Below are 16,120 nucleotides of genomic sequence, written 5' to 3' on the forward strand. Positions count from 1 at the left end.
TCCTGGAATTGCTCTAAGCGGCCGTCGCAGCGGAGCGTGAGCCCACGATGCGATATGAGATCGCTTCGGCCACATGGATGCGGCCAGGCTGCGGTTGCCCGTCGAGGTCTGCAAGCGTGCGCGCAACCTTCAGGATACGGTGATAGCCGCGGGCGGAGAGACTCATCTTGTCGCTCGCCTCCTGCAGCAGAGCCATGCCGGGGCCATCTGGCCGCGTGACCTCTTCGATCAGCGCGGCAGAGCATTTCGCATTGGTGGTATATTCAGGAAGGCCGAGCTCTCCATAGCGCTTGCGCTGGATCACGCGGGCATGGGTCACGCGCTCGGCTACCGTCGCGCTGTCCTCGGAACGTGATGGCGCGATGAGATCGGATGCGGTGACAGCCGGCACCTCGATCCGCAAATCGATGCGGTCAAGCAGTGGGCCAGACACGCGGGCCTGATACTCCGATTGGCAGCGTGGTCCGCGCGCACATTGATGGCCTGGTTCACCGGCAAGGCCACAGCGGCACGGGTTCATTGCGGCGATCAGTTGCACCACGGCAGGATAGGTGACGCGCTGGTTAGCGCGCGCCACTGCACACTCGCCCGTTTCAAGCGGCTGACGCAGCGAGTCCAGCACCTGGGGGGTAAACTCCGGCATTTCGTCGAGGAAGAGAACGCCATGGTGGGCGAGCGAGATCTCGCCGGGCTTCACACGCAGGCCGCCACCCACCATCGCTGCCATGGAGGCGGAGTGGTGGGGTGCACGAAAGGGCCGCCGGTCGGTCAGCTTGCCTTCGGCCAATTGTCCGGCCATCGAGGCGATCATCGAGACTTCAACGAGCTCACGGGGGGAAAGCGGTGGCAGGATCGAGGGCAGGCGCTGCGCCAGCATCGACTTTCCGGCACCCGGTGGTCCGATCATCAGCATGTTGTGACCGCCGGCGGCTGCCACTTCCAGCGTGCGTCGGGCGCTCTCCTGTCCCTTGATGTCGGAAAGGTCTGCGGAGAGCCCTGCGGAGGGTTCGAAGGATGGTTCAGGACGAACGAGCACCTGTGTCCCGCGAAAATGGTTGGCAAGGGCTATGAGGCTGCGCGGTGCGAGGATGTCCAGATCAGGTCCGGCCCAGGCCGCTTCCGGTCCGCATTGCGAGGGGCAGATGAGACCCATGCTCATGGCGTTGGCCGCAATGGCCGCGGGAAGAACGCCCACGACTTTCGCGACGGTGCCATCCAGCCCTAGCTCGCCGAGGACGACGTAGGACGAGAGGGTGTCGGCGGGGATGGCTCCCAGTGCCGCCATCAGCCCAAGCGCGATGGGCAGATCGTAGTGGCTGCCCTCCTTCGGCATGTCGGCAGGCGCCAGATTGATCGTGACCTTCTTGGGCGGCATGGAGAGGCCCGATGCGTGGAGCGCTGCCTGCACCCGTTCCCGGCTTTCAGCGACGGCCTTGTCACCCAGGCCAACGATCTGCATCCCCATTTTGCCCGGGGCGACCATGACCTGTACATCGACGGCTACCGCTTCGATGCCATCGAACGCAACAGTGCGGACATGCGTAACCACCGCACACCTCCGTGCTACCCGTCTGATGATACAGACAAGCACAAACGGAGGTTGTGATCAATTGAATCTTATAACTATGGGTTGAGGGCGGTTGTTATGCCGCGTTGGCCCGTCGCGCCTCGACCGCATCCCAGAAGAGCGCAGCGATATCGGCTCCACCGAAGCGCTTCACCTCGCGCACGCCGGTGGGCGACGTCACGTTGATCTCGGTGAGATAACCGCCGATGACGTCGATGCCCACCAGGATCTGGCCGCGTTCACGTAAAGCCGACCCGATGCGCGCGCAGATCTCGCGCTCGCGCTCGGTAATATCAGTTGCCTCGGCACGGCCACCGACATGCATGTTGGAGCGGGAGTCGTGTTCCGCCGGAACACGGTTGATCGCGCCCACCGGCTCGCCATCGATCAGCAGGATGCGCTTGTCACCGCCGCGAACCTCTTTCAGGTAGCGCTGGACGATGAAGGGCTCGCGGAACATCTGGGTGAAGAGCTCCAGCAGGGACGCGAGATTGCGGTCGCCTTCCTGCAAATGGAAGATGCCCGCGCCGCCATTGCCGTAGAGCGGCTTGACGATGATGTCGCCGAATTCCTTGCGGAACGCGTCCACCTCCGCCGGATCGCGGGTGATCAGCGTCTCCGGCATCAGGTCCGGAAACTGCGTGACGAAGAGCTTTTCCGGGCTGTTGCGCACCCAGGAGGGGTCGTTGACCACGAGTGTCTTTGGATGCACCAGATCCAGGATGTGCGTGGTGGTGATGTAGTTCATGTCGAAGGGCGGATCCTGGCGCAGCAGGACGACGTCCATCTCGGCCAGGTTGCGGCGGACCGGCGCTTCCAGCGAGTAATGGTCACCCTTGACGTCGCGCACTTCCAACTTCTGCATGCGGGCGAATGCCTGATTGCCTCTCTGCGACAGCTCGGCGGGTGTGTAGTGCCAGAGCTCGTGCCCGCGCCGCTGCGCTTCGAGCGCAAGCGCGAAAGTCGTATCACCGGCAATATTGACCGACGAGATATGATCCATCTGGATGGCAACAGCGAGCGACATAGGCAAAAACTCCGAAATATCGTATCGTTCTCAGTGAGGACCGAACGGGAATTCTGTCAAGCTACATAGCGGGGCTTTTTTCAGAAGAAAGCCTGCGGTAAATGGAAGAGGGGGACCGTTTGTAGCGAGTCTGTGCAATCTGGGCGGGAGATGCGCGTGTGGAGGATTCTTTGAGACAGTTGGCTGCTCCATTGTCGGACAGTCATACTGTCACTGGCCTAGCTGAGGAATTCTCTCCTCACATCGATCGTTTGACCGGCCTGAACAACGAGCGATATTTCGCCGAAAGAATCAACAGCCTCATCGGAACACTTGGATGCGGTGACGAATCCTTCGCAGTGATCATCTTCGACATCGATGGGTTCAAGCCCATCAGCGACCTCTTCGGCAGGAGCGCCGGAGACAGGATTCTCCAGCAGGCCGGCTCCCGCCTTCGTGACGCCCTGGGTTCAGAATGCACCGTCTCCCGCATCGGCGCTGACGAGTTCGGCGTCATCATTCCGTCCGTCGCGGGTGAAGGAGATATCGGGGAGCGCATCCGCTGCCTGCTCGAAACGCTTTCAGAACCCTACGATGTCCGCTATCGCACGGCGAGACTCACCGCTTCGGCAGGCTGTTCGCTCTTCGAACCCTATGCGAATACGGCCGAATCGGTAATGAACAAGGCCGAGATGGCGCTCTACAATGCCAAGCGGCGGGGGCAGGGGCACTTCGTGCTCTATTCGGTCGAGATGGAGAAGGCCGCCAAGACGGCCACGCGAATTGAGCAGGCCCTGCGCCGCGCCATTGCCGCCGATGAAGTGGAGCCGTACTTCCAGCCGATTGTGGACCTTGATTCACGCCGCATCATCGGGTTCGAAGCGTTGGCGCGGTGGACCGATCCTGAAATCGGCGTTGTGATGCCCGCCACGTTCATTCCCATTGCAGAGGAGCGAGGCTTCATCAGTCAGCTGGCGCAGAAAGTTCTGCGCAAGGCCATCCTTGCCGCGCGTGACTGGCCGGACGATGTCTACCTGTCGTTCAACCTGTCACCATCGCAACTGGTCGATCAGCAGACAGTCAGCCAGATCAAGGGAATATTGGCGAGCACCGGCTTTGATCCGCGCCGCCTGGAGATCGAGTTGACGGAGACCGGCCTGATGACGGACCCGAGGTCGGCTGCCAAGATCATCGAGGAGCTGCGCGATCACGGCATGCGGATCGCGCTCGATGATTTCGGCACGGGACAATCGAGCCTCGGGCGCTTGCGCGACTTCCGCTTTGACAAGCTGAAGATCGACCGATCCTTCGTGTCATCCATGCTGGAAGACCAGCCGTCGGAACACATCGTCCGCGCCATCGTTGCGCTCTGCGAAGGGTTGCGCCTCGGGGTTATCGCCGAGGGCATCGAGCAGGAAGAGCAGGCTCAGCTTCTGATGTCGCTCGGCTGTAGCGAGGGGCAGGGCTATCTCTTCGGCGCGCCAATCGACGCATCCGCCGCGTTGCTGCTGGTGCACGCGCAAGACAAAGCGCTCAGCGCATAGCAGAGCCTACATGGATGCCGTGTAGTAGAAGATGTGCCGGCCAACCTGGCCCGTACGTTTCAGCTTCTTTGCCCAGCGCGGCGTTACATAGTCGGCGTGGTAATGGGTGGACCGCATCAGGAGGTTCGGCTCTTCACATTCGCCGTTGCCGCAAGCAAGGACCTCACGGGCGATGCTTTCCGCCTTTTCGTAGGCGTCCTTTTCCTTGATCGTGTCCGGCTTGCCATCACAGGCAAACGAGAACTGGCACTTATTGCGCATGTGATCGTTCTGGTAGACCACGTCGCAGACGGTGTCGGGGTAGTGTTCGTTCTTGACGCGGTTCAGGACGACCAGCGCCACCGCCTCCTGACCCTTTTCAGGCTCTCCGCGCGCTTCAAAGTAGATGGCGCGGGCGAGGCATTCCATTTCTTTCTTGTAGCTTGAATACTTGGCGACCGAAGGAGTGGTCTTGGCCTGGGCAACGGCCGGAAGGAAAAGAAGAAGAGCGCCCAAGATTGATAAGCAGAGCCTTCCGCTCGCGATTGATCGGTTCACACCCAACCCTCACTGATGTTGATAATTTTGTTGGGTGTCTTCTTCCTAAGTAATTGGGCCTCAACTTGGAGGTAAAACGGCGATAAAGTGGCATATTCCTCTGAGGCAGGAACATAATGTCGCGCTCGGGATTGCATCAGCATTCAACGGGAGTGAGATCATGCAACATCTGAGCTCGGAAATGCGTGAGTGCATAAAGACTTGCCTCACCTGCTATGCCACCTGCACTGCCACAGCGATGAACCATTGCCTGGAGATGGGTGGCGCGCACACGGAGAAAAAACATTTCACGCTGATGATGGCCTGCGCGGAAATGTGCAGGACCTCAGCGCATTTCATGCTGATTGGTACCGAGCATCACAGGCATACGTGCCGTGAGTGCGCAGAGATCTGCGAGGAATGCGCCAACGATTGCGAGCGCATTGGCGACATGGATGAATGCGTCCGCATCTGCCGCCAATGCGCGGAACACTGCCGCAAGATGGCTGCATAAAAGAAGCCCCCGGCTTTTGGCCAGGGGCTTCGGAAGGTCGAGGAGTCTGCTGACTGATCAGCCGGCCGTATAGGCGGCGAAGGCAGCCATGTTGACGATGTCGGAGTCCTTGGCGTTCATCGGAACGATCTGAACCGGCTTGTTGAGGCCGACCAGCATCGGGCCGATCAAAGTCGCACCGCCCAGCTCCTGCAACATTTTCGTTGCAATGGAGGCCGAGTGGTAGGCCGGCATGACGAGAACATTTGCCGGACCCGTCAGCCTGCAGAACGGATACTGCTCCATCAGCTTCGGGTTGAGGGCTATGTCGGCAGCCATCTCACCATCGTATTCGAAATCGACGCGGCGCTTGTCGAGGATCTCGACGGCCTCGATGACGCGCTCAGAGCGTTCGCCGGGAGGGTTGCCGAAGCTCGAGTAGGCGAGCATCGCAACGCGGGGTTCGTAGCCCATGCGACGCGCAAACTTTGCCGCTTCCTCGGCAATGTCAGCGATCTGCTCGGAGTTGGGCATGTCGTGGACCGCAGTGTCTGCCACGATCACGGTCTTGCCGCGTGCAAGGATGATCGACGCGCCGATCACGCGGTGGCCCGGACGCGCATCGATGACGCGCGTGACGTCTTCCAGAGCCGTCGAATAGTTGCGGGTCACACCCGTCACCATCGCATCGGCATCGCCAAGCGCGACCATGGAGGCCGCAAAGTGGTTGCGGTCGTTGTTGATCATGCGCTGGCAATCGCGGAACAGATAGCCCTTCCGCTGGAGACGCTCGTAGAGGTAGTCCGCGTAGACTGCCGTGCGGCGCGAGGTACGGGCGTTGACGATCTCGATGCCGGGGCGGTTCAGGTCAACGCCGGAATTGCGGGCGGTTTCCTGAATCTGCTCCTCACGACCCAGCAGGATGGCGGTGCCGAGCTCCTGGTTCGCGTAGGAGACGGCTGCGCGCATGACCTGCTCTTCTTCACCTTCGGCGAAGACGACGCGCTTGGGGCTGCGGCGCACTTTTTCATAGATGCGCTGGAATGTTGCGGCGATCGGGTCGCGACGAGCGGACAGCTCCTGCGCATAGCGCTCGAAGTTGACGATCGGCTTGCGGGCAACGCCGGTGTCCATTGCAGCCTTGGCGACGGCAACCGGAACAGCCGAGATCAGGCGCGGATCGAACGGAACGGGGATGATGTATTCGCGGCCGTAGCGCGGACGCGCACCCTGGTAGGCGGCAACCACGTCATCCGGCACATCCTGACGGGCGAGCGAGGCCAGCGCTTCAGCGGCGGCGATCTTCATCGCGTCGTTGATGGTGGTGGCCTGAACATCCAGTGCGCCGCGGAAGATGTAGGGGAAACCGAGGACGTTGTTCACCTGGTTCGGGTAATCCGAACGGCCGGTTGCCATGATCGCGTCGTTGCGCACGGTGGCAACTTCTTCCGGGGTGATTTCCGGATCCGGGTTGGCCATCGCGAAGATGATCGGGTTTGGCGCCATGGAGGCGACCATCTCAGGCGTCAGCGCACCCTTGGCGGAAACGCCGAAGAACACATCCGCGTCGACCATGGCGTCGGCGAGCGTCCGGCACTCGGTCTCGACTGCATGCGCGGACTTCCACTGGTTCATGCCTTCGGTGCGGCCCTTGTAGACCACGCCCTTGGTGTCGCAGAGGATGACGTTCTCAGGTGAGAAGCCGTATGCCTTGGCAAGCTCGATACAGGCGATACCCGCAGCGCCCGCGCCGTTGCAGACGAGGCGGGCGGTCTTCATGTCGCGGCCGGTCAGGTCCAGCGCGTTGATGATACCCGCGAGGGCGATGATCGCCGTGCCATGCTGGTCGTCATGGAAGACCGGGATGTCCATCAGCTCGCGGAGCCTGCTTTCGATGATGAAGCATTCCGGCGCCTTGATGTCTTCCAGATTGATGCCGCCAAACGAAGGTCCGAGCAGCTTCACGCAGTTAATGAAGGCATCGGCATCTTCTGTGTCGACTTCAAGGTCGATCGAGTCCACGTCGGCAAAGCGCTTGAAGAGGACTGCCTTGCCTTCCATCACCGGCTTGGAGGCGAGGGCGCCAAGGTTACCGAGGCCGAGGATCGCGGTACCGTTCGAAATTACGGCGACAAGGTTGCCGCGAGCCGTGTAGTCGAATGCGCGGCTGGCGTCTTCGGCAATCGCCTTGACTGGTTCTGCAACGCCGGGGGAGTAAGCGAGCGACAGGTCGCGCTGCGTCGCCATCGGCTTGGTCGCCGTGATCTCGATTTTTCCAGGACGGCCCAGCGCGTGGAAGTCGAGTGCTTCCTGTACGCTAACCGAAGGTCTTCCCTTACCGTTGCCCACCTTTTCAGACATTCCCAGCGATTCCTCTCCGCTTCTTGTGGAGTTTTTGGCGTTAAGGCGTGCATAAGGCTACATTTAGGTTAGGTAAATGGTTTGAAACTTCGCAGGCTCATTTTTTTGAAGGGTTTCACTTGGTCATAGAAGCACAACAGGCTGCAGCAGGCGAAATCGCCAATCCGGCACGCACGATCGAAGGTGCGACGCCGATGATGCAGCAATATCTGGAAATCAAGGCGGTCAATTCTGATTCGCTTCTGTTTTATCGGATGGGTGACTTCTACGAGCTCTTCTTTGACGATGCAGAAGTCGCCAGCCGCGCGCTCGGAATTACTCTGACCAAACGCGGCAAGCATCAGGGCGAAGACATCCCCATGTGCGGCGTGCCGATCCATGCGGCGGATGACTACCTGCAGAAGCTGATCGGGCTCGGTTACCGCGTCGCCGTCTGCGAGCAGATGGAGGACCCGGCGGAGGCGAAGAAGCGCGGATCGAAGTCCGTCGTGCGCCGCGACGTGACGCGTCTCGTGACGCCCGGAACGATTACCGAGGACAAGCTTCTCGATCCGTCCGAAGCGAACTACCTGATGACCGTTGGCCGCGTGAAGGGGAGCGATGACACCCAGATTGCACTTGCCTGGATCGATATTTCGACAGGCGTCTTCCGCGTGGCGTCATCGGCGCCGGACCGGCTATTGGCCGACATCTCCCGCATTGATCCGCGCGAGCTGATCGTCGCCGAACCCGCCTTCCATGATCCGGACCTGCGCCCGACGTTCGATCTGCTTGGCCGCATCGTGGTGCCGCAGCCGGCGGCCTTCTTCGACTCGTCCAGCGCGGTGGAGCGGCTCGCCCGCTTCTATGAGGTCTCGACCCTCGACGGCTTCGGCCTGTTCTCACGGGCGGAGCTTTCGGCCATCTCCGGCGCGGTTGCTTATGTCGAGAAGACGCAGAAGGCGGAGCGCCCGCCGCTCGGACGCCCGATGCGGGACGAGGACGGGCAGAGCCTTTTCATCGATCCTTCGACGCGGGCGAGCCTCGAACTGGTGCGCACACTGTCCGGTCAGCGTGAGGGCAGTCTTCTGCGCGCAATAGACCGCACAGTGACAGGCGCTGGCGGGCGGCTGCTTGCAGAGCGCCTGATGTCGCCGCTCACCGATCCGGATGCGATTGCCGAACGTCTCGATTCCGTTTCCTTCTTCCTTGCCGAGCCGAACCTGCGCGATGCGCTGCGGGTCGTGCTGAAGGGTACGCCGGACATCAGCCGTGCGCTCTCGCGCATTGCGCTCAATCGTGGCGGGCCGCGTGATCTTGGCAGTCTTGCCAAGGGACTTTCGTCAGCGCTGGATACGGTGGAGCTGCTGTCATCCGCCAGCGACATGCCGGCGGAAATCTCGGGCTGCGTGGAGGCTCTGAAGGCGCTGCCCACCGAACTTGCGCAGCATCTGGACACTGCGCTCTCCGACGAGCTGCCGCTCCTGAAGCGCGACGGTGGATTTGTGCGCGAAGGTTACAACGCGGAGCTCGATGAAATGCGGGCGCTGCGCGATCAGTCGCGCCGCGTCATCGCCGGGATGGAGCGCGATCTTTGCGAAGAGACCGGCATCCGTTCGCTGAAGATCCGCCACAATAATATTTTGGGCTATTACATCGAGGTTACCGCCAACAATGCAGGCGTGATGACCGATACGCCCGAAGCAAAGGCGCGGTTCATCCATCGCCAGACCATGGCGAATGCCATGCGCTTCACCACAACCGAGCTGGCCGACCTCGAGACAAAAATCGCGAACGCGGCCGATCGTGCGCTGGCAGTGGAGCTTGCCGCCTTCGATCGCCTGTCGCAGGAAGTGGTTGCCGCGGCCGAACAGCTGCGCAGTGCTGCCAATGCGCTGGCGGTGCTGGACGTTTCTTCCGCGCTTGCCTGCCTTGCCGAGCAGGAAGGCTATTGCCGTCCGCATGTCGACACCAGCCTCGACTTCTGCATCGAGGGTGGTCGCCATCCGGTCGTGGAGCAGGCGATCCGAAAGCAACTCGCCCAGCCATTTGTTGCCAATGACTGCGACCTGTCGCCATCCGGTGGTGAGAAGAACGGCGCGATCTGGTTGCTAACCGGTCCCAACATGGGCGGTAAGTCGACGTTCCTTCGCCAGAACGCGTTGATCTCGGTGCTGGCGCAGATGGGCTCATTCGTACCCGCGAGAGCTGCGAGGATCGGCGTCGTAGACCGGTTGTTCTCCCGCGTTGGTGCATCGGATGACCTTGCACGCGGACGCTCGACCTTCATGGTGGAGATGGTGGAGACTGCCGCCATCCTCAATCAGGCGACAGAGCGCTCGCTGGTGATCCTCGATGAGATCGGGCGTGGCACGGCAACGTTCGACGGTCTCTCCATCGCATGGGCCGCCGTTGAGTACCTGCACGAGAAGAACCGCTGCCGTTCGCTCTTCGCTACTCACTTCCATGAAATGACGGCGCTTACCGAAAAGCTCAATCGTCTCGTCAATGTGACGATGCGGGTGAAGGAGTTTGAGGGCGACGTGATCTTCCTGCACGAGGTTGCGCGCGGTGCTGCCGATCGCTCCTATGGCATTCAGGTGGCGCGGCTTGCCGGACTACCGGATGCGGTTGTGGAGCGTGCGCGCGATGTGCTGCACCGGCTGGAGCAGGGCGAGACGAGCGTCAAGCCGACGCGCATCGTGGACGACCTGCCGCTTTTTGCTGTCGCCGCGCAGAAGGCGGAGACCCCGAAGCAGAAGCCGACGGACAAGCTGGCGGAGGAACTGAGCCGCATCAATCCTGACGAGATGACGCCGCGTGAAGCTCTGGAGGCGCTCTACCATCTGAAGGCGCTTTCGGCGAAATAAGGGCCATTTCCTGACACAAATAAAAGGGATATAGACGCGGCATTCCCTCCCGCAGCCAAGGTGGCATTCATGGCCAAGTCTCCGCTTAAACTTGAGCAAATCATCGATCAGGCAAGTTTGCGGAAAGAGCTGAAGGCGATCGCGACCGGCGGGACACCTCCGACAGAGGTTCGCAATCAGGTCCTCAAGCTGCTCAAGGAGCGGCTGGCGGCAGGACGCAATAGCGCAGAGCAGATGCTGCTGCAGGATGGTGGGGGCACTGCGTGTGCCATCCGCCTCTCGCACCTGATGGACGAGTTGATCCGCGCGCTGCACGAATTCGCCCACACCTATGCGTTTCCGGTCAACAATCCGTCGGCCGCCGAGCATATGTCAATCATCGCGGTGGGCGGCTATGGACGCGGGACGCTGGCGCCCGGTTCCGACATCGACCTCCTGTTCCTGCTTCCCTACAAGCAGACGCCATGGGGCGAGCAGGTCGTGGAGTACATGCTCTACATGTTCTGGGATCTCGGCCTGAAGGTCGGTCATTCGGTCCGCAACATCGATGAATGCATGCGCCAGGCCGCCGGCGACATGACCATCCGCACCGCCATCCTGGAAGCGCGCTACATCAGCGGCGACCGCCAGCTGTTCGATGACCTCGTCGACCGCTTCGACAGGGAGATCGTCAAGAGCACGGGCTCGGAGTTCATCCAGGCCAAGCTTGCCGAACGCGACGCCAGACACCAGAAGCAGGGTGACACCCGCTATGTTGTCGAGCCGAACATCAAGGAAGGCAAGGGTGGCCTGCGCGACCTCCACACGCTGTTCTGGATCGGTAAATATTACTACCGCGTCCGCAACACCAAGGATCTGGTCGAGAAGGGCGTTTTCACGAGCGAGGAATACCAGCAGTTCAACAAGGCTGAGGATTTCCTCTGGGCGGTGCGCTGCCACATGCACTTCATCACCGGAAAGCCCGAGGAAAAGCTGCACTTCGACCTGCAGCCCGAGATTGCTGACCGTCTCGGCTATACGTCGCGTCCCGGCCTTTCATCGGTCGAGCGCTTCATGAAGCACTACTTCCTCAGTGCGAAGGCCGTGGGTGATCTGACGCGCATCTTCTGCGCGGCGCTCGAAGAACAGCAGGCAAAGCACGTTCCGGGCTTCAACAGGCTGTTCCCGACCTTCTACCGACGCCGGCGGAAGCTGCCGGGCACCAGCGACTTCTTCATCGACAATGACCGCATCAACGTGGTGAACGACGAGGTGTTCACGCGCGATCCGGTCAACATGCTGCGGCTGTTCTGGTTCGCCAGCCGACATGGGCTCGAATACCATCCGGACGCTCTGAAGCTGCTCACGCGCTCGCTTCACCTGATCAACAAGGATCTGCGCCGGAACAAGGAAGCCAATGAACTCTTCATGGACATCCTGACCTCGCCGCGCGATCCCGAGCTCAACATGCGGCGCATGAACGAGGCAGGTCTTCTGGGCAAGCTCATCCCTGAGTTCAACAAGATCGTCGCGATGATGCAGTTCTCGATGTACCACCACTACACGGTCGACGAGCATCTGCTGCGTACCGTCGGCGTGCTGTCGGAGATCGAGCGCGGTGAGTGTGCCAAGGAACATCCGCTGACGCATAGCATCCTGCCGATGCTGAAGCCCTGGCGGAACGTGCTCTATGTCACGGCGCTGTTTCATGACATCGCCAAGGGGCGGCCCGAGGATCACTCCATTGCGGGCGCTCGGATTGCTCGGCGTCTTTGCCCGCACATGGGCTTCAACCAGGCCGAAACGGACATGATCGCGTGGCTGATCGAACACCACCTGACCATGTCGATGATTGCCCAGACACGCGATCTGCATGACCGCAAGACGATCCAGGATTTCGCTGACGTCGTTCAGTCTGTCGATCGGCTGCGGCTGCTGCTGGTTCTCACCGTCTGCGATATCCGCGCCGTGGGTCCGGGCGTGTGGAACGGCTGGAAGGGCCAGCTGCTGCGCACGCTCTATCAGGAAACCGAACTGCTGCTTACCGGTGGCTTCCCTGAAGCCTCGCGCAACGCCCGCGCGGACGCTGCGCGTGCCGAGCTCGCCGCAGCCCTCAAGGCGAAGGACTGGACGAGCGAGGAGATCGACCAGTACCTGAAGCTGCACTATAGCGCGTACCTGATTGTCACCGAGCTGGAAGATCAGGTCCGCCATGCGGAGTTCATCCGCACTGCGGATCGTGAGGGCAAGAAGCTCGCTACCATGGTTCGCCCGCAACAGTTCGAGGGTGTAACGGAGATCTCGGTGCTGGCGCCCGATCATCCGCGCCTCCTCTCGGTCATCGCGGGCGCATGCGCGGTGGCCGGTGCGAACATCGTCGACGCGCAGATCTTCACCACGTCGGACGGCCGAGCCTTCGACACGATCCTGATCAGTCGCGAGTTCGAAATGGACGAGGATGAGCGCCGTCGTGCACAGCGCGTCAGCAAGCTGATCGAGGATGTGCTGGCTGGGCGCGAATACCTGTCAAACGTCATCGAGAAGCGGACGAAGCCGCGTCGCGGAACGAAGGCGTTCAAGATCGAACCGCGGGCTGAGATCCGCAATGCGCTTTCGCACCGCTTCTCGGTCATCGAGATCGAGTGCCTCGACCGTCCGGGTCTTCTGTCGGAAGTCACCGGGGCGATTTCAGACCTGTCGCTCGACATCGCGTCCGCGCACATCACCACGTTCGGCGAGAAGGTCATCGATACGTTCTACGTGACGGACCTGACCGGCCATAAGCTTGAAAGCCAGGACAGGCTGGAAAGCATTGCCAAGGAACTTCTCCAGGTGCTGCAGCACGGACGCAAGGCGCCAGGCTCCAGGGCGAAAGCCAAAGCGCCGGCGCAGAAGTCGGAAACAGTCTAGTGCCACTGCCTTAGTTCCGTCCGTACCCGCCGTGATTATCGATTGTTCAGTAAGCCACGCCGCACAGGGAAGAGAATGAAAAGAAGCAGCATCCATTGCGGAGCCTTCAACGCATGAGCCTGATTGGTAAGTTTGCCAGTGTTGGCGGCGCCACCATGGTGAGCCGCGGGCTTGGTTTCGTCCGCGAAGCGATGATAGCCAGCGCAATGGGCGCCGGCCCAGTAACGGACGCCTTCTACGCGGCTTTCCGTTTCCCCAACCTGTTCAGGCGTGTCTTTGCCGAAGGGGCCTTCAACACCGCCTTCGTTCCGCTCTTCGCCAAGGAAATGGAAGGAGGCGGCCAGGAGGCTGCACGCGAATTTGCGGAAGCCGTTCTCTCTGTGCTGCTGGTGACCTTGATCGGGTTCTCAGCGCTGGCGATGATCTTCATGCCGTTCCTGGTCCGCACCATCGTGGCGCCGGGCTTTATCAGTTCGCCCGAGAAGTTCGAACTGACCGTTCTGATGACCCGGATCATGTTCCCCTATCTCGCCTGCATGTCGCTTATGGCGATGATGGCGGGCATCATGAATTCGATGCGGCAGTTTTTCCTGCCGGCTTTTGTCACCACTCTTCTTAGCGTCTTCCTGATCGCAGCCCTTGCTTTCGGTATGGTAACCGGAATGAACAACCGCGCGATCGGTGTCTGGCAGGCATGGGCCGTCTGCTTCTCAGGTGTGTTCCAGTTCGGCGTTCTGGCGGTAGCCGTGCGCAGGATGGGGTTCAAGCTGCGGTGGCGTTTTCCTCGGCTAACCTCCAAAGTAAAGCGGATGCTGGTGCTCATGGTCCCGGCCCTGATCACCGGTGGTGTCACGCAGATCAATCTCCTCGTCGGGCAGAGCATCGCCTCGTTGCAGGAGAGCGCGATCTCGTTCCTCAATTTCGCTGACCGCATCAATCAGCTGCCGCTCGGCGTCATAGGCGTTGCCGTGGGCGTGGTGCTGCTGCCGGAGCTTTCACGGTCGCTGAAGGCCGGCAATTTCGATGATGCACAACACCTGCAAAATCGTTCGCTGGAATTTTCGCTGCTGATGACCTTGCCGGCCACGGTCGGCATGATCGTACTGCCCGGACCAATCGTGAGCCTGCTGTACGAGCGTGGTGAGTTTACGGCGCTCGATACGGGGCCGACGGCGGCCGCGCTTGCGGCGTTCTCCTATGGCCTGCCGGCCTACGTTCTGCTGAAGGTGTTCCAGCCGGGCTTCTTCGCACGCGAGGACATGCGCACGCCGATGTGGTTCTCGATGATTTCGGTGGCCGTGAACATAGCACTTAGCATCATCATGTTCCCGTTCCTCGGCCACATAGCAATTGCTCTGGCGACCTCGATATCCGCGTGGGTCAACGTTGTACTGCTGGCGGCAACGCTCTGGAAGCGGAATCATTTCCGGCCGTCACCGACAACGATGCGTCGCTGCCTGATGATAGTGGTGTCGAGCGTGGTTATGGGCGTGTTCGCCTGGTGGCTGGGAGAGATGCTCATTGCCCCCATGAGCAACACCGGTCTTATCATGAAGACGGTCGGCATCCTGGTCACCATCGGGCTATCAGCCTTGGTCTACATGGTGGCAGTTGTGCTGACAGACGGCGTCGACCGACAAGAAATCAAGCGGACACTGCGCCGTCGCAGGGCTTGATCGCGAGCCCCGGCTCGTACATAAGCCCACCGACAGCGCAGAGGCGCACAATTCAAGGAAGATCCGCGGAAGGATCCATCAGGAGCAGCGCATGAGTGAGTTCAAGCAGCTCGTATTTTCGGGAGTGCAGCCTACGGGCAACCTGCATCTGGGAAACTATCTCGGAGCCCTGCAGAAGTTCGTTGCGCTTCAAGACGTCCATGAGTGCATCTATTGCGTGGTCGATCTTCATTCGCTGACGGCAACGCTGGTGCATGAGGACCTGGCGACCCAGACCCGCGGCATCGCGGCCGCCTACCTGGCTTCGGGGCTCGATCCGAAGAAGAGCATCATCTTCAACCAGAGCCGCGTTCCCCAGCACGCGGAGCTCGCGTGGATCTTCAACTGCGTGGCGCGCATCGGCTGGATGAACCGCATGACGCAGTTCAAGGACAAGGCCGGCAAGGATCGCGAGAACGCATCCCTCGGACTGCTCGCGTATCCGAGCCTGATGGCAGCCGACATCCTGCTCTATCGCGCAACCCATGTGCCGGTCGGCGATGATCAGAAGCAGCATCTGGAGCTGACCCGCGACATCGCGCAGAAGTTCAACAACGACTTCTCGGCGAAGATTGCGGAGCTCGGCATCGGCGTGGATATGCAGGTGGGCGACGAAAAGGTGAGCGGCTTCTTCCCGATGGCCGAGCCGCTGATCGATGGACCGGCGACCCGCGTGATGAGCTTGCGCGACGGCACCAAGAAGATGTCGAAGTCTGATCCGTCGGACCTCTCGCGCATCAACCTGTCGGACGATGCCGACACGATCGCGAAGAAGATCCGGAAGGCCAAGACCGATCCGCTGCCACTGCCGGACAATGCCGACGAGCTGAAGGATCGGCCCGAGGCCCAGAACCTCGTCGGCATCTATGCAGCCCTTTCCGGCCAGACGAGCGCGGACATTCTGAAGGAGTTCGGCGGCCGCCAGTTCTCTGACTTCAAGCCTGTGCTGGCGGATCTTGCTGTTACAAAGCTTGGCCCGATCAATGGTGAGATGCGCCGCATTTCCGCTGATCCGGCCTACGTGGACAGCGTGCTGCGCGACGGTGGCGAGAGGGCAGGGGCGAAGGCCGAAGAGACCATGAAGATGGTTCACGAGATCGTGGGTCTTCTCAATAATTAGCGGTAGCGTTTCAAAGCCGCTTGCGCGCTGGCCTGCCCGGGTGGCAGATTAGCGCCGGCG

At 60.9% G+C, this 16,120-nt stretch carries 10 protein-coding genes; 6 read left to right on the top strand and 4 right to left on the bottom strand.

Translation table 11 applies throughout. The features are described from left to right. Positions 1-13 precede the first annotated feature (13 nt). Both IEX27_RS04490 and gshB read right to left on the bottom strand, forming a co-directional pair. Positions 14-1,549, bottom strand: a complete 1,536-nt coding sequence (locus tag IEX27_RS04490; protein ID WP_188719742.1) for a YifB family Mg chelatase-like AAA ATPase — start codon at positions 1,547-1,549, stop codon at positions 14-16. A gap of 94 nt (positions 1,550-1,643) precedes the next feature. Next, positions 1,644-2,594 carry a glutathione synthase gene (gene gshB, locus IEX27_RS04495; protein WP_188719743.1) on the bottom strand — a complete coding sequence of 317 codons (951 nt, stop codon included), beginning with the start codon at positions 2,592-2,594 and terminating at the stop codon, positions 1,644-1,646. Positions 2,595-2,785: 191 nt separating this feature from the next. Here gshB and IEX27_RS04500 point away from each other — a divergent pair, with 191 nt between their 5' ends. Continuing rightward, the gene (locus IEX27_RS04500; protein WP_188720045.1) at positions 2,786-4,117 is read left to right on the top strand and encodes a putative bifunctional diguanylate cyclase/phosphodiesterase; all 1,332 of its coding nucleotides are present in this window, start codon (positions 2,786-2,788) and stop codon (positions 4,115-4,117) included. A gap of 6 nt (positions 4,118-4,123) precedes the next feature. Here IEX27_RS04500 and IEX27_RS04505 read toward each other — a convergent pair whose 3' ends face one another. Further along, positions 4,124-4,612, bottom strand: coding sequence for a cell wall hydrolase (locus tag IEX27_RS04505; protein WP_210315498.1), 489 nt, complete (start codon positions 4,610-4,612; stop codon positions 4,124-4,126). A 202-nt stretch (positions 4,613-4,814) separates the two neighbouring features. Between IEX27_RS04505 and IEX27_RS04510 the strand changes: the two genes are divergently transcribed. Next, positions 4,815-5,147: a four-helix bundle copper-binding protein gene (locus IEX27_RS04510; RefSeq protein WP_188719744.1), complete on the top strand. Its 333-nt coding sequence runs from the start codon at positions 4,815-4,817 to the stop codon at positions 5,145-5,147. 57 nt (positions 5,148-5,204) lie between these two features. On the opposite strand, the gene IEX27_RS04515 is transcribed toward IEX27_RS04510, so the two are convergent. After that, complete coding sequence (locus tag IEX27_RS04515; RefSeq protein WP_188719745.1) at positions 5,205-7,487, bottom strand: NADP-dependent malic enzyme; 2,283 nt, start codon at positions 7,485-7,487, stop codon at positions 5,205-5,207. 194 nt (positions 7,488-7,681) lie between these two features. Between IEX27_RS04515 and mutS the strand changes: the two genes are divergently transcribed. The 4 genes from mutS (at position 7,682) to trpS (ending at position 16,060) form a co-directional block, all read left to right on the top strand. Further along, positions 7,682-10,336 carry a DNA mismatch repair protein MutS gene (gene mutS / locus IEX27_RS04520; RefSeq protein WP_188720047.1) on the top strand — a complete coding sequence of 885 codons (2,655 nt, stop codon included), beginning with the start codon at positions 7,682-7,684 and terminating at the stop codon, positions 10,334-10,336. 69 nt (positions 10,337-10,405) lie between these two features. Beyond that, positions 10,406-13,225: a [protein-PII] uridylyltransferase gene (locus IEX27_RS04525; protein ID WP_188719746.1), complete on the top strand. Its 2,820-nt coding sequence runs from the start codon at positions 10,406-10,408 to the stop codon at positions 13,223-13,225. Positions 13,226-13,338: 113 nt separating this feature from the next. Further along, positions 13,339-14,901: a murein biosynthesis integral membrane protein MurJ gene (gene murJ, locus IEX27_RS04530; protein ID WP_188719747.1), complete on the top strand. Its 1,563-nt coding sequence runs from the start codon at positions 13,339-13,341 to the stop codon at positions 14,899-14,901. Between the two features lie 91 nt (positions 14,902-14,992). Further along, positions 14,993-16,060 carry a tryptophan--tRNA ligase gene (gene trpS / locus IEX27_RS04535; RefSeq protein WP_188719748.1) on the top strand — a complete coding sequence of 356 codons (1,068 nt, stop codon included), beginning with the start codon at positions 14,993-14,995 and terminating at the stop codon, positions 16,058-16,060. The last annotated feature ends 60 nt before the right edge of the window (positions 16,061-16,120 follow it).

This window comes from Nitratireductor aestuarii, assembly GCF_014641695.1.
In the GTDB taxonomy this organism is placed as follows: domain Bacteria; phylum Pseudomonadota; class Alphaproteobacteria; order Rhizobiales; family Rhizobiaceae; genus Chelativorans; species Chelativorans aestuarii.